The 17,698-nt window shown below is 51.0% G+C and carries 12 protein-coding genes; 5 read left to right on the forward strand and 7 right to left on the reverse strand.

What is annotated here, in order from left to right:
- Positions 1-33 precede the first annotated feature (33 nt).
- The 4 genes from SK38_RS16685 to SK38_RS16700 form a co-directional block, all read right to left on the reverse strand.
- A complete protein-coding gene (locus tag SK38_RS16685; RefSeq protein WP_003839787.1) occupies positions 34-963 on the reverse strand; it encodes a sugar ABC transporter substrate-binding protein in 930 nt (309 codons plus the stop codon).
- A gap of 38 nt (positions 964-1,001) precedes the next feature.
- Complete coding sequence (gene iolG, locus SK38_RS16690; protein ID WP_048236588.1) at positions 1,002-1,988, reverse strand: inositol 2-dehydrogenase; 987 nt, start codon at positions 1,986-1,988, stop codon at positions 1,002-1,004.
- A 343-nt stretch (positions 1,989-2,331) separates the two neighbouring features.
- The gene (iolD, locus tag SK38_RS16695) at positions 2,332-4,257 is read right to left on the reverse strand and encodes a 3D-(3,5/4)-trihydroxycyclohexane-1,2-dione acylhydrolase (decyclizing) (protein ID WP_048236589.1); all 1,926 of its coding nucleotides are present in this window, start codon (positions 4,255-4,257) and stop codon (positions 2,332-2,334) included.
- A gap of 11 nt (positions 4,258-4,268) precedes the next feature.
- Entirely contained in the window at positions 4,269-5,774 is a 1,506-nt protein-coding gene (locus tag SK38_RS16700; protein WP_048236591.1) for a CoA-acylating methylmalonate-semialdehyde dehydrogenase, read from the reverse strand.
- 293 nt (positions 5,775-6,067) lie between these two features.
- On the opposite strand from SK38_RS16700, the gene SK38_RS16705 reads away from it, so the two are divergent.
- The 4 genes from SK38_RS16705 to SK38_RS16720 all read left to right on the forward strand — a co-directional run bounded on the left by SK38_RS16705 (position 6,068) and on the right by SK38_RS16720 (position 12,313).
- Positions 6,068-6,922, forward strand: a complete 855-nt coding sequence (locus tag SK38_RS16705) for a MurR/RpiR family transcriptional regulator (RefSeq protein WP_048236593.1) — start codon at positions 6,068-6,070, stop codon at positions 6,920-6,922.
- Between the two features lie 244 nt (positions 6,923-7,166).
- On the forward strand, positions 7,167-7,733 hold the full coding sequence (locus SK38_RS16710; protein WP_048236594.1) for a Slp family lipoprotein: 567 nt from the start codon (positions 7,167-7,169) through the stop codon (positions 7,731-7,733).
- A gap of 280 nt (positions 7,734-8,013) precedes the next feature.
- Positions 8,014-9,168: an efflux RND transporter periplasmic adaptor subunit gene (locus SK38_RS16715; protein ID WP_008785564.1), complete on the forward strand. Its 1,155-nt coding sequence runs from the start codon at positions 8,014-8,016 to the stop codon at positions 9,166-9,168.
- A 28-nt stretch (positions 9,169-9,196) separates the two neighbouring features.
- Positions 9,197-12,313, forward strand: a complete 3,117-nt coding sequence (locus SK38_RS16720) for an efflux RND transporter permease subunit (protein WP_048236596.1) — start codon at positions 9,197-9,199, stop codon at positions 12,311-12,313.
- Between the two features lie 206 nt (positions 12,314-12,519).
- Here SK38_RS16720 and SK38_RS16725 read toward each other — a convergent pair whose 3' ends face one another.
- Together SK38_RS16725 and SK38_RS16730 are read right to left on the reverse strand one after the other, a co-directional pair.
- Positions 12,520-12,867, reverse strand: coding sequence for an HdeA/HdeB family chaperone (locus SK38_RS16725; protein ID WP_048236597.1), 348 nt, complete (start codon positions 12,865-12,867; stop codon positions 12,520-12,522).
- The gene (locus SK38_RS16730) at positions 12,867-13,463 is read right to left on the reverse strand and encodes a DUF308 domain-containing protein (RefSeq protein ID WP_003826082.1); all 597 of its coding nucleotides are present in this window, start codon (positions 13,461-13,463) and stop codon (positions 12,867-12,869) included. The genes SK38_RS16725 and SK38_RS16730 overlap by 1 nt, the downstream gene beginning before the upstream one ends.
- Before the next feature lie 281 nt (positions 13,464-13,744).
- Here SK38_RS16730 and SK38_RS16735 point away from each other — a divergent pair, with 281 nt between their 5' ends.
- A complete protein-coding gene (locus SK38_RS16735) occupies positions 13,745-14,377 on the forward strand; it encodes a YfdX family protein (protein ID WP_048236598.1) in 633 nt (210 codons plus the stop codon).
- 74 nt (positions 14,378-14,451) lie between these two features.
- Here SK38_RS16735 and SK38_RS16740 read toward each other — a convergent pair whose 3' ends face one another.
- Positions 14,452-17,694: an ATP-binding protein gene (locus SK38_RS16740; protein ID WP_048236600.1), complete on the reverse strand. Its 3,243-nt coding sequence runs from the start codon at positions 17,692-17,694 to the stop codon at positions 14,452-14,454.
- Between the last annotated feature and the right edge of the window lie 4 nt (positions 17,695-17,698).

Consider the following 17,698-nt stretch of genomic DNA (forward strand, 5'->3'; position numbering starts at 1 on the left):
AGAGCCGCCACTTGCGCGGCGGCTGCGGACATATCAGTTACCGGCCTCACTAATACGCTCGGCCTGCTGCAGGTTCTCTTTGGTGATAAGCGTTGGCGGGTAGTCAGCCCCGGTGATCGCAGTCTTCTCACGGACGTTATTCACCAACTGGCTCATGGCCGTTTTCACCGCAAAGCCAGGACGCTGATCCGCCGTCACTGCCAGCCAGCCGTCGCGCACACGCGCCAGTGCTTCCGGCACGGCATCGAAGCCCGTGACCAGAACTTCACCCGGTTTCAGTCCTTGTCCCTGTAACGCTTCAATCGCGCCCAACGCCATATCGTCGTTAGCGGAGAGGATCACCTGCGGACGCTTCGGCAACGAAGGCAGAACGCTTTCGACAATGCGCATCCCTTCAGAACGCATCCAGTTACCGGTCTGATCGGCAACGATCTTGTACTTTTCACCACCCGCCTTCAGGCTGTCGCGAATGCCTTTAGTACGTTCAATGTTGGAGGAGGAGCCTGGCTGGCCAGTCAGCAGAATAATGTCTGCCCCGTCAGGGAATTTGGTTTTGACAAAGTCGCCAATCGCCTGACCGCCCTTGTAGTTGTTCGCGCCGAAGTGCGGCACTTTTTTCTGGCTGTCAACGGAGCGGTCGAGGGTAACAACGGGCAGTTTCGCATCCTGAATTTCATCTACCGCGCTGGACACCGCGTTGACATCGTTCGGTGAAACAATAAAGCCCTGTGCGCCACGAGTTATGGCGTTTTCCAGGTCAGCGACCTGTTTTGGCGAGCTACCCTGCCCGTCCAGGACCTGTAAATTCACGCCCATCTCTTTTGCGGCTTTCACCGCCGTACGCTGCATGTGAACTTCAAATGGCATCGCCAGGTTTGGCGTACTGAAAACAATTTGCTCGTTTTCAGCAATGGCTGCCCCGGATGTCATGGCGATGAGGACAGCTAAGATCAGTTTTTTCATTATTATGTCTCTCTGTGTAGGGTAGGTTGTGGTGACAATCAGAGGAGAACTTCACGTTGGCTATGCAGTGACTCCAGCGCTTTATCCGCCAGATACAGCGCACGCTCACCATCGTCCCCGCTGCAATCAGGGACTGCTTCGCCGCGCAGAACCGCAACAAAGTGTTCCCATTCCGCGGCATAGGCCGATTTATAACGCTGCAAGAAGAAGTGTTCAGGTAACGCGCTGGTGCAGCCGGTCTTCGCGTAGTGTTGCACCTGGTTTTCGAGAATATTGCCCGCGCACAGCAGCCCTTCAGAGCCGTGTAGCTCAAGGCGCTGGTCGTAGCCGTAGGAGGAGCGGCGGCTGTTGACGATGGTCGCCATCGCGCCGGAGGCATATTTCAGTACGATGAACGCGGTATCGATATCGCCCGCTTCACCAATCGCCGGATCCACCAGATTGCTGCCCTGGGCATACACCGAAACCGGCTCTTCGCCCATGATAAAGCGCGCCATATCAAAATCGTGGATGGTCATATCACGGAACATACCGCCGGACACACACACGTATTCCGCAGGCGGCGGCGACGGGTCGCGGGAGATGATCAGCAGCGATTCCGGCTTTCCGATACGCCCGGCCAGTGCGTCAGTTTTCACACGGCGAAACTGTGGATCGAAGCGGCGGTTGAAACCGATAAACAACGGTACGTCGTACTCTTTGACCACTTTCAGGCAGTCGCGTACACGGGCCAGATCCAGGTGGACCGGCTTTTCACAGAAGATGGCTTTGCCGTGGCGGGCGGCCATTTCAATCAGATCCGCATGGGTATCGGTCGCGGAGGCAATCAGCACGGCGTGAACGTTAGGGTCCGTCATCGCCTCATCCAGGCTTTGCAAACGAGCCTGGTACTGTGTGGCAAGACGGGTGGCAAATTCCTTATTCGGGTCGACGACGGACCAGAGGGTAGTGGCACTGTGACTGGCAATGTTAGCTGCATGTACCTGGCCAATTCGGCCAGCGCCCAGTAAAGCAATGTTAAACATAACGGCTCCCGGTGTTGGTGAATGCGATGAACTAACGACCCTTTAAATAAAACATTTATTTCATTTTTATAAATAGTGAAAATTATGTTTTTGGGTGCAAGTTAACACTTTTGAGATGATCGAGATAAAATCTGTTATCAATATCACAACATAACAACAGGGAAGATGCAGGAATTAGCCCCCTTCCGTTCAGGAAGGAGGCGATGGATGAAGAGAAAGGAAAAATGAAATGAAAATTTCGTTGTCGCAGGTTACCGGATGACAGCGCTAACGACTTATCCGGCCTGGGGGTAGAATCCGCTGTAGGCCGGATAAGCGCGGCGCCATCCGGCATTAATCGCTTTTAGTACTGACGTGCGTTTTTCATCTGCTCAAACGTCTGCTCAGCCGCTTTTCGCACCGACGGAGATTCTGCCACCTGCGCATCGCCAGTGCGCCACCAGGAGGCATAGTCGTGGGTCATGGTTTTCGGCAGAACTTTGATATCCAGCAGCACAGGTCCCGAATGCGCACGCGAGGCTTCCAGCGCCGCCAGCAGGCTTTGCTCGTCATGTACACGCCATGCCCGACAGCCGTAGCTTTCAGCGTTTTTAGCAAAATCGACCTTCACCAATGGCCCATCCAACCGTCCGGTTTGCGGGTTGCGGTGACGGTTTTCCGTACCGAAGCTCCCCATCCCATGCCCCATCTGCAGGTTGTTAATACACCCGAAGCTGGCGTTATCAAACAGCAGGATAGTGACTTTTATCCCCTCCTGGACGGCGGTTTGTAGCTCGGAATGCAGCATCATGTACGAGCCATCCCCCACCATGGCATATACCGGCTGCTGCGGCTTCGCCAGCCTGGCTCCAATAGCAGCCGCAATCTCATAGCCCATACAGGAGTAACCGTATTCCAGGTGATAGCTATCCGGGGTTTTGACCTGCCAGATACGCTGTAAATCGCCAGGCAGCGATCCGGCGGCCCCCACGACGATAGCGTTATCTTCAATGTGCTGATTGATAAGCCCCAGCACCTTCGTCTGGGTCAACCGGGTGTTTAGCGTGTCGCCATATTCCGCCAGCTGAGCGTCAAGATGCCCAGCCACTTCGGGTTCGTCATCGGGACGCCAGTCGCGCTCCCATAAACGTTGGCACTCATCGCGCCAGGCCTCTTGCGCCTTAGCGACCTCCTTCCCCCAATCGCTGCGGTAGTCTTTCAGTGTTTCAGTTAATGCCGTAAGCCCGGTACGGGCGTCGGCGATAAGCGCAGTAGCATCAAGCTTCAGTGCGTCAAACTCCGCCACGTTCAGCAGCAGGAACTCAACCTCCGGATGAGAAAACAGCGCTTTCGAACCGGTGGTAAAGTCTGTGAGGCGCGTACCAATGCCGATCACCAGATCGGCTTGCGGTGCGAGCTGATTCGCTGCCATCCCTCCAGTTACCCCAATGCCTCCGAGGTTAAGTGGGTGGTCACTAACCAGCGCTCCCTTTCCGGCCTGAGTTTCGGCAAACGGCAGTTGCAGCGTTTCAACAAACGTACGAAACGCCTCATGCGCGCCGGAATATCGTACCCCGCCGCCGCATACCACCAGCGGACGGCGTTTGCGGGCAATCAGCGCCCGCGCCATCGCCAGACGCTGCGGGTCGGGTGGTCGACGTTCGATCAAATGAACGCGGCGCGCAAAGAAGCTCTGCGGATAGTCCCAGGCTTCCCCCTGCACATCCTGTGGCAGGCAAATAGTTACGGCACCAGTATCTGCGGGGTCAGTAAGCGTTCGCATCGCGTTTAGCATCGCGCTCATTAACTGCTCCGGGCGGTTAATCCGGTCCCAGTAACGCGAGACCGGGCGGAAGCAGTCGTTGGTACTGATGCCAAGGTCATGGTATTGCTCAATTTGCTGCAATACCGGGTCCGGCTGACGACTGGCGTAGACATCGCCAGGCAACAGCAGCAGCGGAATACGGTTCGCCGTCGCGGTTGCCGCGGCGGTCACCATGTTTGCCGCTCCCGGCCCAACCGATGACGTCACGGCAAAAATACGCTGGCGCCGATGCTGTTTGGCGAATCCGGTCGCCATGTGCGCAATTCCCTGCTCATTACATCCCTGCATCACCTGCAAATGACCGGGTGCCTGCTCCAGCGCCTGGCCAATGCCAAGCACGTTACCGTGACCAAAGATGGTGGCGACGCCCTCGACAAAGGGTGTTTCCACGCCATCGACACAGATATATTGTTGATTAAGGAATTTGACCAGCGCCTGAGCCATGGTCATACGTTCGGTTTGCATAAACCCTCCTGTCAGCCCAGCGTTGGCATGGAGAACGCGGCCCCTGTGTCCTGCAGCATCTCCGGCCAGCGTGCGGTGACGGTTTTCATCCGGGTGTAGAAGCGCACGCCATCGTTACCATGAACGTTCAGCGCACCAAAAATAGACCGCTTCCAGCCGCCAAAACTGTGGAACGCCATCGGCACCGGAATTGGCACGTTTACGCCCACCATGCCCGCCTGCACTTCTTCGCAGAAGCGACGCGCACAGCCGCCGTCACGTGTGAAAATTGCCGTGCCATTACCATATTCATGACGGTTAATCAGTTCCACTGCGCTGCTGTAATCTGCTACGCGCACCACAGAAAGCACCGGTCCAAAAATCTCTTCTTTATAGATGGTCATCTCCGGCGTGACGTTATCAAACAGGGTCGGCCCGACAAAATAACCCTGCTCATGGCCTTTAACGCTAAAACGTCGACCATCCACGCGCAGGCTGGCCCCCTGCGATTCCCCACTGTCGATATAACCGAGCACTTTATTACGATGTACAGAGGAGATAAGCGGCCCCATTTCATTTTCCGGTGTCTGGTCAAGACCAGGCCCGACACGCAGCGCCGCAATCTGTTTTTCCAGTCTCGAGCACAGCTCGTCTGCCGTTTTGTCCCCTACCGCCAGCACGACCGAAAGCGCCATGCAGCGTTCACCCGCCGCGCCGTAAGCGGCCCCCATAATGGCGTTGGTCGCCATATCCATGTCGGCATCCGGCATTAAAATGCAGTGATTTTTAGCGCCACCTAACGCCTGGCAACGCTTACCGTGGGCGGATGCCGTCTGATAAATGTATTCCGCAATCGGCGTAGAGCCGACAAAACTCACGGCCTGCACGCGCGGGTCAGTTAACAGCACGTCAACGGACTCTTTGTCCCCCTGCACGACGTTGAACACGCCGTCAGGCAATCCGGCTTCTTGCAGCAGTTTCGCCAGTGCCAGGGCGAGAGAAGGGTCTTTTTCTGAGGGTTTCAGCACGAAAGTATTCCCGGTTGCCAGCGCGATGGGGAACATCCACATCGGTACCATTGCCGGAAAGTTAAACGGCGTGATCCCGACGCAAACCCCGAGCGGTTGCATCAGCGAATGGCTATCGACGCCGGTCCCTACGTTGGCTGAGTGTTCGCCCTTTTGCAGATGTGGGATGCCACAGGCAAACTCCACCACTTCCAGGCCGCGGGTCAGCTCACCAACTGCGTCAGAGAATACCTTGCCATGCTCTTCGCTGATGATGCGAGCCAGCCTCTCCATGTTTTCTTCCAACAGCGCCTTAAAGCGGAACATCACTCGCGCACGTTTTAACGGAGAATGGCACGCCCACCCGGGGAATGCGTCGTGCGCTGCCGCAATGGCCTGCTCGGTTTCCTGTGTAGTACTCATCACCACCTGGCGGATCTGTTCGCCGGTGGCCGGGTTGAAGATTGCCTGAACGCGCTGGCCTGAACCGGTGACACATTCGCCGTGGATAAAATTCGCTACTGTCTCCATCCTTAACCTCTCGCTGTTGATACGTGACTGTTACCTGAACACTGTTATCTGTGTACTATATATGAAACAAACATTCCATTTTAAGTTGAAATAAAATAAATAATGATTAATGTGATCAAGGATGGGTTTTTATGTTAACAAGCGGAATCGCATGATTAGCGTGCACTGGCATAACGTTTCAGCGGACGACAAGCCTGAAGCTTTTGTTTCGTTTTTACAGCCAGATGAATGAGTGACATTTCAAAGACGCGGTTTTGCGTTTAGAATCATAAAACTATGTACCAGGAGGTAAAATGACAACAGCAACCAGCCTGAACGAGCTGCAGCAGCAAATCCGCGATCGCTACGATAGCCTGAGTAAGAGGCTGCAGCAGGTGTCCCGCTATGTGCTGGATAATACCAATAGCGTGGCCTTTGATACGGTTGCCGTCATTGCTGAACGTGCCGGAGTGCCCCCCTCTACGCTGATCCGCTTCGCCAACGCCTTTGACTTCACCGGCTTCAACGAAATGAAACAGCTGTTTCGTATGAACCTGGTAGAGGAAACCGCCAGCTACAGCGACCGCGCGCGCATGTTCCGTGAGATGGAAAGCGAAGCCGTACCGGAAACCCCGCTCGATATCCTGCAGGAGTTCGCCCGTTCGAATACCCAGGCGCTCCAGCAGCTGGCAGCCCGTGCCGAACCTGAAATGCTGGAACGCGCCGTACAATTGCTGGCAGAAGCCGACACCATTTACATTGCAGGTCTGCGTCGTTCGTTTAGCGTAGCGGCCTATCTCACCTACGCCCTGAGCCATCTTGAGTGTCGTCCTATTTTGCTCGACGGAATGGGCGGAATGCTGCGCGAGCAGATTAACCGCATCAAAGCGCAGGATATCGTGGTGTCGATTAGCTTCTCGCCTTATGCGGAAGAAACGCTGATGGTCAGCGAAACTGCGGCCAATGCCGGCGCGCGCCAGATCGTGATTACCGACAGCCAGATAAGCCCGCTGGCCACGTTCAGCGATCTCTGCTTTGTGGTGAAAGAGGCGCAGGTTGACGCGTTTCGATCCCAGTCTGCGACGCTGTGCCTGGTGCAGTCGCTAGTGGTGGCGCTGGCTTACCGTCTGGGTGACGGGAGTAATGAACGCGGTCATTCTGTCGGGTGATGAGCACCGCAAAAATTGACGATCCGCTTTATTACATTCCCGCCAGCGTGACGTGAAACCGTGATGCCAGCCGTTACTTTTATGGTCGTTGAAAATATCGCCCTCATTCAGCGACCAGATAAAATACAATCCGTTATTACCATAAGCTACAATTATATTAATATTAGATAATCAACAATGCGCATGCTGACAATAATACGCAAAGGTTTACTATAGACCTGTCTTTTTTAAGCAGGAAAGTAAAATGAAAAATACAAAAGGGTTGATGATTATTGCCCTTGCTTTCACCCTGGCATCATGTGCTTCCATTCCTGAGAATATCAAAGGTAATAATCAACCCGATATCCAAAAAAACTTTATCTCCGTGCATAACCAGCCCAGTTTATATACCGGTCAACAGGCTCGCTTTGGTGGTAAAGTCATCAATGTGATTAACACCAAAAATGATACGTTGCTGGAAATCGCCGTTTTGCCACTGAACGACTCTGCTAAGCCACAAATAGACGCGAGCTATCAGGGACGTATTCTTGCCCAGCAGAAAGGTTTCCTCGATCCGGTAAACTACAGAAACCATTTCGTGACCATTTTGGGAACAATTCAAGGAGATGAGTCAGGATTCATCAACAAAGTCCCGTACAACTTTGTTAAAGTTGATTTACAAGGAATTCAGGTTTGGCATTTAACTGAGTCTGTCAACACCACCTATAACATGTGGGATTATGGTTACGGCGCATTCTGGCCTGAGCCGATGTGGGGAGCGCCTTACTACGCCAATACAGTCACTCAGGTAACTCCGGAGCTAGTGAAATAATCCCAGAGGTAAGATGGCGCGACTATATTCCGGAGTCAGGTGTTGGCAAACACCCCTTCTCATCACCCCGCGTTTATCTTATTGCGCCATCCTGCTTCATGAGATCCTTCGCTTAACATGCATTCTTCCTGTTACATATAATTTTTAACCGCTAATTCTTTAGCGAAGAAATGGGCTTTACCCTTCTCATGCCTGACCATCTTTTGTTATTTACCGACAACCCCCCCACCCTGCATGCAATAAAAGAACATTTGTGTTTATACATTATTCAGGGATTACTATGAACAGAAAATGCTTACTGTTGATACCATTATTCTTTAGTAGCGTCATCATCACCGCCTGCGATAATAAACCTGCAGTAAAAACCGCCATGGAGCCCGAGGTCGGCGTTGTTACCTTAGCGCCCTCCTCAGTAAATATTAAAAGTGAACTTCCGGGTCGCGCGCTTGCGTTCGAGATCGCCGAAATCCGCCCTCAGGTTGGTGGGATCATCATAAAACGCAACTTTGTTGAAGGTGATAAAGTCAGCAAAGGAGAATCACTGTATCAAATTGATCCAGCCCCGCTGCAGGCACGACTGGACTCAGCCAAAGGCGCGTTGGCAAAGGCACAGGCTACCGCCAATAATGTTCGTCTGACACTCAATCGGCAGTCAGCATTAATAAAATCTAATTACGTCAGCCGCCAAGACTATGATACGACGCGTTCACAGCTTAATGAAGCGCAAGCCAATGTTGCCGTCGCTAAAGCGGATCTTGAACAAGCCACCATCAATCTTCGATACGCCAATGTTACCTCGCCCATTGATGGCATTAGCGGCAAATCTTCCGTGACCGTGGGTGCCCTGGTTACTGCCAATCAGGAAAACGCGCTGGTCACCGTTCAGAGATTAGATCCGATTTATGTTGATTTAACCCAGTCAGTACAGGACTTCTTACGCCTGAAAGAAGAGAAAGCCAACGGCCAAATCGCCCAGCAACAAGGCAAAATTCCGGTTGAGCTAATGCTGGAAAACGGCAAGCCCTATCGCCATACCGGTACGCTTGAGTTTTCCGATCCCGCTGTTGATGAGACCACCGGTTCGGTAACCCTGCGCGCCGTATTTCCCAATCCTGAAGGTGAAATTTTACCCGGTATGTATGTCACGGCGTTGCTGGATGAAGGTAGTCAACAAAACGTGTTGATGGTCCCCCAGCAAGGAATTACGCATAACGAGCAAGGAAAAGCCACCGCGCTGATCCTTGACCAGGAAAACGTAGTGCAACTGCGTGAAATAAACGCAGTGAAGGCCGTTGGTAATCAATGGTTAGTGACCGCGGGATTACATCCTGGCGATCGGGTCATTGTGTCCGGATTACAAAGAATTCGTCCGGGAATCAAAGCCCGGGTCCTCCCTTCAAAACTGAACACACCTGACACGGTAGCTGAACAGTAATATTTCAGGCATTAAGGACACTTTCTTCATGGCCAACTTTTTTATTGAGCGCCCGGTTTTCGCCTGGGTGCTCGCTATTATCATGATGTTTACGGGCGGTATCGCGATAATGAACCTGCCTGTCGCCCAATATCCACAAATTGCGCCCCCAACCATTACCATCAGCGCTGCCTACCCAGGGGCTGACGCAAAGACCGTTGAAGACTCCGTCACCCAGGTGATTGAACAGAATATGAATGGTCTTGATGGCCTGATGTATATGTCATCCACCAGCGATGCGGCAGGTAATGCCTCGATTATCCTGACCTTCAAAACGGGTACGTCACCCGATATTGCGCAGGTTCAGGTACAGAATAAACTACAGCTGGCGATGCCTTCCTTGCCACAGGAAGTACAACAGCAAGGGATCAGCGTTGATAAATCCAGCAGCAATATCTTAATGGTTGCCGGTTTTATCTCTGATAATAACAGCCTGAGCCAATATGATATTGCCGACTATGTGGCCTCGAACATTAAAGATCCGCTAAGCCGCACTGCCGGGGTGGGGAGCGTACAGTTATTCGGTTCGCAATACGCCATGCGCATCTGGTTGGATCCACAAAAGCTCGACAAGTATAACCTCACTCCCGAGGACGTCATTACCCAGCTCAAAGTGCAGAATAATCAGATATCTGGCGGGCAGTTGGGGGGCATGCCTCAGTCAGCCGATCAGCAGTTAAATGCGTCGATAATCGTCCAGACGCGTCTGCAAACGACCGATGAATTTGGCAAGATCTTCCTTAAAGTTCAGCAAGATGGTTCTCAGGTTCTGCTGCGCGATGTCGCGCGCATTGAGCTGGGTGCGGAAAATTATGCAACGGTTGCACGTTACAACGGCAAACCCGCCGCCGGGATTGCGATTAAACTTGCCGCTGGTGCCAATGCCCTGGCAACGTCCCAGGCGGTCAAACAAGAGCTGAACAGATTATCGGCCTGGTTTCCGGCCAGTATGAAAACCGTTTATCCCTATGACACCACGCCGTTTATCGAGATTTCGATTCAGGGTGTTTTTCATACTTTGATCGAGGCAATCATTCTGGTATTCCTCGTCATGTATCTATTTTTACAGAGTTTCCGTGCGACGCTTATCCCCACTATCGCCGTTCCGGTGGTTATCCTCGGAACCTTTGCAATACTCGACGTCGCCGGTTTTTCGATTAACACGCTCACGATGTTTGGCATGGTGCTGGCGATAGGGCTGTTAGTCGATGATGCCATCGTGGTGGTTGAGAACGTAGAACGTATTATTGCCGAAGAGCACTTGTCACCAAAAGCGGCGACGCATAAAGCGATGGGTCAGCTCCAGAGAGCACTGGTCGGTATTGCCGTCGTCTTATCCGCCGTGTTTATGCCAATGGCATTTATGAGCGGGGCAACGGGTGAAATTTTCCGTCAGTTTTCCATCACCTTGATCTCCTCCATGCTGCTGTCGGTATTTGTGGCAATGAGCCTGACGCCTGCACTTTGCGCTATGTTGTTGAAATCCCACGAAGGAGAAAAGGAAAACACACATTTTCTGTTTACCCGTTTCAATCACTTCATGGAGAAATGCACTCAGCACTACACGGACAGCACCCGTAGACTGCTACGTCGCACAGGCCGTTATATGGTCGTCTATTTAGTCATTGGCGCGGGCATGATTGTGCTGTTTTTACGCACTCCGACCTCGTTTCTGCCTGAAGAAGATCAGGGGGTATTCATGACCACGGCACAATTGCCTTCGGGTTCAACGATGGTGAACACCAGTAAAGTGCTCGGGGAAATAACCGACTACTACCTGACGAAAGAGCAGAAAAACGTTGCTTCCGTTTTCACCGTCGGCGGATTTGGTTTCAGCGGCCAGGGACAAAACAACGGTCTGGCGTTTATCAGCCTGAAGCCCTGGTCAGAACGCGTTGGCGAAGAAAACTCGGTTACCGCCATTATTCGACGGGCCATGATGGCCTTAAGCACCATCAATAATGCCGTCGTTTATCCGTTCAATTTACCGGCGGTCGCAGAATTGGGCACCGCATCAGGGTTTGATATGGAGCTGCTGGATAACGGTAATCTTGGGCATGAAAAAATGATGCAGGCGCGGAACCAGCTTCTGGCTTTGGCCAACCAGTCATCCGGTGAGGTCGACGGGGTGCGTCCGAACGGTCTGGAAGATACACCGATGTTCCGCATTCACGTCAACGCCAAAAAGGCTGAAGCTATGGGCGTTGCGTTATCGGATATTAATCAGACCATCTCCACCGCGTTTGGTAGTCGCTATGTCAATGATTTCCTGAACCAGGGGCGCGTAAAAAAAGTGTATGTCCAGGCCGATACGCCGTTCCGTATGTTGCCGGACAATATCAACCACTGGTACGTACGTAACGCCTCCGGTTCCATGACCCCGCTTTCCGCCTACTCATCCACCGAGTGGACCTACGGTTCTCCTCGCCTTGAACGCTACAACGGTCAACCAGCAATGGAAATTCTGGGCCAGCCGGTTGAAGGGAAAAGCAGCGGTGATGCGATGAAATTTATGGCATCGCTGATTAATAAACTGCCCGCAGGCGTCGGCTATGCCTGGACCGGTCTGTCTTATCAGGAGGCGCTATCCACAAACCAGGCACCAATGCTGTACGGCATTTCGCTGATCGTCGTGTTTCTGGCGCTGGCGGCTCTGTATGAAAGCTGGTCGATCCCGTTCTCGGTGATGCTGGTTGTGCCAATCGGGGTGGTCGGCGCTTTGCTGGCTACCGATCTGCGCGGCCTGAGCAATGATGTTTATTTCCAGGTCGGCCTGCTCACCACCATGGGGCTGTCGGCTAAAAACGCCATTCTGATCGTCGAGTTTGCCGTCGAGATTATGCAGAAAGAAGGGAAAACGCCGCTTGAAGCCGCAGTGGAAGCCGCGCAAATGCGCTTACGTCCAATTCTGATGACCTCACTGGCCTTCATCCTGGGGGTTATTCCACTGGCAATAAGCAACGGCGCGGGCTCTGGTGCGCAAAATGCCGTCGGTACGGGGGTTATCGGTGGGATGCTGGCCGCGACGGTACTGGCAATCTATTTTGTTCCAGTGTTCTTTGTCCTCGTTGAAAATACGTTAGCGCGATTTAAAGCTCGACGCTGATCCCCTGCCCTATCCCTGGGTTTAGATTATTAAATTCCCAGGGATGGGGCTTCGTTTGTCAGGTCTACGGTTATTAGCGGGCACGGCTATCCAGCGAGTTTCTCGTGGATAGCAGGGTAAATTACGCGGATTTTTTATAAGGAACGACTGAGGGTAGGAACAGAGGTTGTCAATTCTAACAAAAGCCAGGCTATCAAAACGGTTAATCAATAGTGCAGACCGGAACCTTTCAGATTTACAGCCAGTTCACCCAGTTTTGTATTCGGATGCTGATGGCACATTTTAACCATTTTCGGTACAGCTTCCGTTTCCACCTCATGCAGGGGAACATAATCATCGCCTTTAAAGTCAGAATTTTTATTAACAATCACAAAGGCAATTGCCGTCTTGTATTGCTGACTCATATCAACAAATTCTTTACAGGTCATATCTTGTGGCGCAGCTTCCGTTGCCTGAGTAGCCAAAGCACGGGTTATTGGCGCCATAACAGAGGTCACAAGAATAGCTGCAGAAACCATCATCTTAATATTCACTATGCGCTCCAGAGTTAGCATTAATTTTTATCGGCGAGCTTATCAGTTTTAACCAGCGTCGCATTTCTACGCAGACTGATAAAAGCTAAAGAACTAAAGATCATCTCGACACCAATAAAAATTGAGGTAAATACATACGATCTGTCGGGATCCATATTCAGCCATACGCCGGCAATAAGCAGGTCAAAAATACCAATAAAAATGTTCCATCCATAACCCGGGCTACGGAACAGTTTGACCCCAGAGGCGATACGAAAAATCCCCCCCAGAATAAACAGGCAGCAAAATACCATTGCCAGTGAATTCATGCCTATCACAGGATTCACGAGGAAACAGTAACCCAGCAGTAACCACGCGATAGCAAAAAAGGCATAGGTAAATTTGGCTTTCAATTGCTTTTTACCTGAGCTAAACAGGCTATAAATAGAATAGAAACCACATACCAGGAACATAAAGCCGGTTGCATAGCTTAAATAAACACCTGCAGCAATCGGATAAATCAAGCAGCAGATGCCACAAATCAACATCAACACCGCCATAATCGTCGCGTGCTTTTTATAATGAACGAGTGTTTTTTCATTAAACGCTCTCAGGCTACGCTGATTAAAAACAAACATACATCCTCCGTTATACATAAACGCAATGTAACCTGTTGACACAAGAATTATTACTCACTCAACATATGTTACTTACAATAGAATGATAAGACTTCCACTAAGGAAGCGTATATAAGAACAAGAGAATGTCGCTATGCGTATATTCCTACACATGTCAGACATCTGACACTTGTAGGATTAAACGGTCATTATTCTATCTTGGCTCTGATTCCTCTCTTTAACATTATTTAATATGCTTATTGCGTTTGGTGACATATACCAAATTTATTCAGGAGAAAGTAATGAAAAAGATTATTCTTGCGGGTGTGCTTGCAACCATGATGGGTTCAGCACCAGTGATGGCTGCTACTGCTACCACAACCACTCCGGCGCAAGCTGCTACCGCAAATGTACAAAAAGAAGCTGCCGATGTTATGCAGGTCGCAGTGCAAGGCGCAAATGCGATGCGTGATATTCAGCTTGCTCGTCTGGCCCTGTTTCATGGACAGCCTGACAGCGCTAAAAAATTAACCGATGACGCGGCTTCCCTGCTGGCAGGCGACAGCAAAGATTGGGCGAAATTTGTAAAAGCTACGCCTAAAGCCAAGATGATTGACGATCAGTACGTGGTTATTAACGCTACGGTCGCGCTGTCAGAAGACTATATTGCGACTCCGGCCAAAGAATCCGCTATCAAAACAGCGAATGGCAAAATGGCCAAAGGCGACTGGAAAGGTGCAGTGGATACTCTGCAACTGGCTGGTATCAGCGTGCTTCAGACCCAATACCTGATGCCTCTGAATCAGACTCGTAAAGCCGTTGCCAGCGCGCAAAAACTGCTGACTTCCGGTAAATACTATGAAGCAAACCTTGTGTTAAAAGGTGCTGAAGATGGCATTGTGGTCGATAGCGAGATGATCGGCGCAGGCCAGTAGTACTCAGCACTACGGAGTGTTGAACCAGGACTTTCTCTCCTGATCGGGCAGCTACAGCTACCCGATCAGGGGGATTAATGGCTAATCAGACTGTCTATCTCAATCTCAATTTCCCGCATAACAGCAATGATCTTCTGCAATGCCTCCTCGCGTTCTGACAGAGAAAGATCGTCATGTCGTCTGGATTCGAAAGGGTCGCACAGGTTCTGTAGCGCAGTGATACCCAGAATTTGCGCCGAACCATGCAACCGGTGAAGGGCTCGCAAAAACAGCTGAGGTTCATCTTGCAGAACGGCTTTCTCAGCCGCTTGTATATCATTCAGCGTTGCCTCGCGAAATGTCTCGAGAATCTCGTTCATCAGTGCGCGATCGCCGCCGGTATTTTCCGTCAACACATTGAATTTCAAATGCCGGATTGTACAAGGAGACGCATAACCGGTTTCGATTTTACTCAATTCATGGGTCAGTGTCTGAATCGACACAGGCTTGAACAGGCACAAGTTCATACCATTTTGCAGGCATCGATCGCGTGACTGTGGAAGTGCGCTGGCCGTCAGTCCCCATATTTGTAAATTCGGCTGTTGACGACGTAGCGAAGCCGCGAGATCAAACCCGTCTTTTTTCGGCATATTTACATCAGTTATCAGCAGATCGTACGATTTCTTCGCCAGTTTGGCTTCTGCTTCCTCCCCATCACACGCTTCATCCACGCTGTAGCCAATGGCATTCAACTGTCGCTTGAGCAGCAGGCGATTGGTTGGATTATCGTCAGCTATCAAAATAGACAGACACGGAAGCGGTAACAGAGTACCGGGCGCATCGCCATCCGATACAATCGACTGTCGAGCTGTTTCAACCGGCAGCGTTATGGTAAACGTGGTTCCTTGCAACGGGACGCTCATCAACTCCAGCGTGCCGCCCATCAACGTCACCAGTTCTTTGCAGATAAATAACCCAAGACCGGAACCGGTTTGTTGACGCCCGCAGCGTCCCTGAGCGTAACGCTGAAACAGCCCCGCCTGCTCCTCTTCACTAATACCGCAACCGGTGTCGCTAATGGCGATGGTCAGGGTACCGTGATTCTCCCCCTCAGGCATCAAACGGGCCGTCACATGAATGCTGCCCTGCTCGGTAAACTTCAACGCATTACCCACCAGGTTGGTGAGAATTTGCCGCAAAGCCTGCTGATCGACAAATACCCGCTCGTTCGCCGGCAACTGGCTAACGCAGGCAAGCGTAATGCCTTTCTGTCTGGCTAAGGCATCGAAAGAGTGACACTGCAATTCAATGAGCTGCGAGAGATCCGTCCATTGAGGAACAACCTGGTATTTACCAGACTCAATCTTATCCACATCCAGAATCTTACCGATCAGTCCAAGCAATGACTGGGCCGTCGCCCCGGTAAGGGCAATCGCCTCTTTTCGCTGTGCCGGGCTGAGTTCTGAACTCGACAGTAATTCCACAAAGCCAACAATCGAACTTACCGGAGTACGTAATTCATGGCTCATACTCGCCAGAAAGCGACTTTTGGCCTTGGTTGCTTCAATCGCTTTATTCTTTTCGTTTTCCAGTTCTTGAGATAATGCTTCTTTGAGATGAAGCTGCTCTTCCAGTAGCCGCTGCGATTGTTTCCTTTTATTTACCTCACGGGAGAGTGAGATCCCCCAGATCAGGCTAATTGCTATCAGCAGCAGCGCGAATATCCCCAGTTGATAGAACTGTTTGCTATATCGACTCCAGAAATCGACCTGCGTATTGGAAATTTTCGACCACCTCTCTGTCATCTGCAAAATTTCACGTGGCGGTATAGCCTGTAGCGCTTTATCCATAACAGACTTCAACATCGGCTCGCGGGGAGAGATTGCAAAACTTACCGACGCACCTGGCATATCTGGAAGCCTAAAAAAGTGCATATTTTTCTGGTAGTAATGATCGACCATAAATCTTGCCGACAATTCGGTAGCGATTGCCGCATCAACGCTGCCCTCCTTGACCATGGCCATCGCAACACTGCCAGTATCCGCATTCACCCAGGTGGCCTGCGGATAGCGTTGCTTCAGCTCGCTTTCCAGCACATGCCCGGCAGGCAAAGCAATACGTATCGGCTTCTCCAGTAGCGATTCGGCGGTTTCCTCACGGGAAGTGATCATCACAAATGCCACATTCATCAGCGGATCGCTAAAGGCCGAATTGCTCGGGTTTTGATGAGTTAGCGTGATAGTGGGATACATATCCCACTGTTCGCCGCTTATTTGCTTTGTCTGCTCACTTTTGGAGCTAGCTAAAATGGGTTCAAAATCGAGCCCCGTTTGCAGATGAATAATATTCAGCAAATCACCAATAATACCGCGTAACTCACCACTGCGATCGACCAGCGTATAGGGCGAGTAATCTGGGTTGATTAAAATGCGGATAACATGCTTTTTCTTCAACCACGCTTTTTCCTGATCGGTGAAAGGAATAGGCGCATTCAGATAGGCAAGGTTGCCGCGGTTCAACCAGTTCTGCATGACTTGCATATGAATTTCATTACTGATTGACGTAATGAAACCATCAAGAATATTTCTTAATACAGGCTGATCTTCGTTAACGACAAAATAATTATATTGTTCTTGCTTATCAAAGTAGTGCGTAATAACCAGTGATTGTGAGAAGTATCGAGAGATACAATGACTGCTGGTGATATTGTTACCAATATAATATTGGTTATCGCCATTCACTACCGACGCCATAGCCTGATACTCGTCGTCATAAAATGAGACTTTAGCCTCAGGAAAAGCCCCCTGGATAACATCGAGAAAAGGGCAATCCCGCACACACGCGACGCTAACCTGATGGTTCGAGGTCAGCGGCAGCAGAGTGTTTTTTAGCGATGTTACAAGCGTCGGCCACGTGGTCAGCAATGCCGAAGTGCGCAACAGATTTCCGCCAACATCCTGGCGTCGGGACAGTTGGGTTATCAGCGTATCAACATCGTTATTGGCGAGCGCGGCCAGCGCCTCTTGCTCATTATCATACTGCTTTATAATGATTTTTAGATTGAGGTTCTTTTGCATTAACGCAAGGTAATCCGCGTTGACGCCCCGATAATATTCACCGCTATTTTGATAAACAATGGGGGAGACTTCCGGTAACCAGGTGCCAACAACCAAGGTTTTTTTATGCGCTAACCAGTTTGTTTCTTCCCTGTTCAAGCCGATATTTTGCACTGAGGTATTATAGTTACTTTTTAGCTCAACTTGCCGAGCTGAGCTTACACCCGTAGACAACCCGATGGTAAGGATGACCATCAAAAAAATAAAAAAGCGTTCCAGCATTACT

This window comes from Citrobacter sp. MGH110, from assembly GCF_001037515.1.
Taxonomy (GTDB): Bacteria; Pseudomonadota; Gammaproteobacteria; order Enterobacterales; family Enterobacteriaceae; genus Citrobacter; species Citrobacter portucalensis.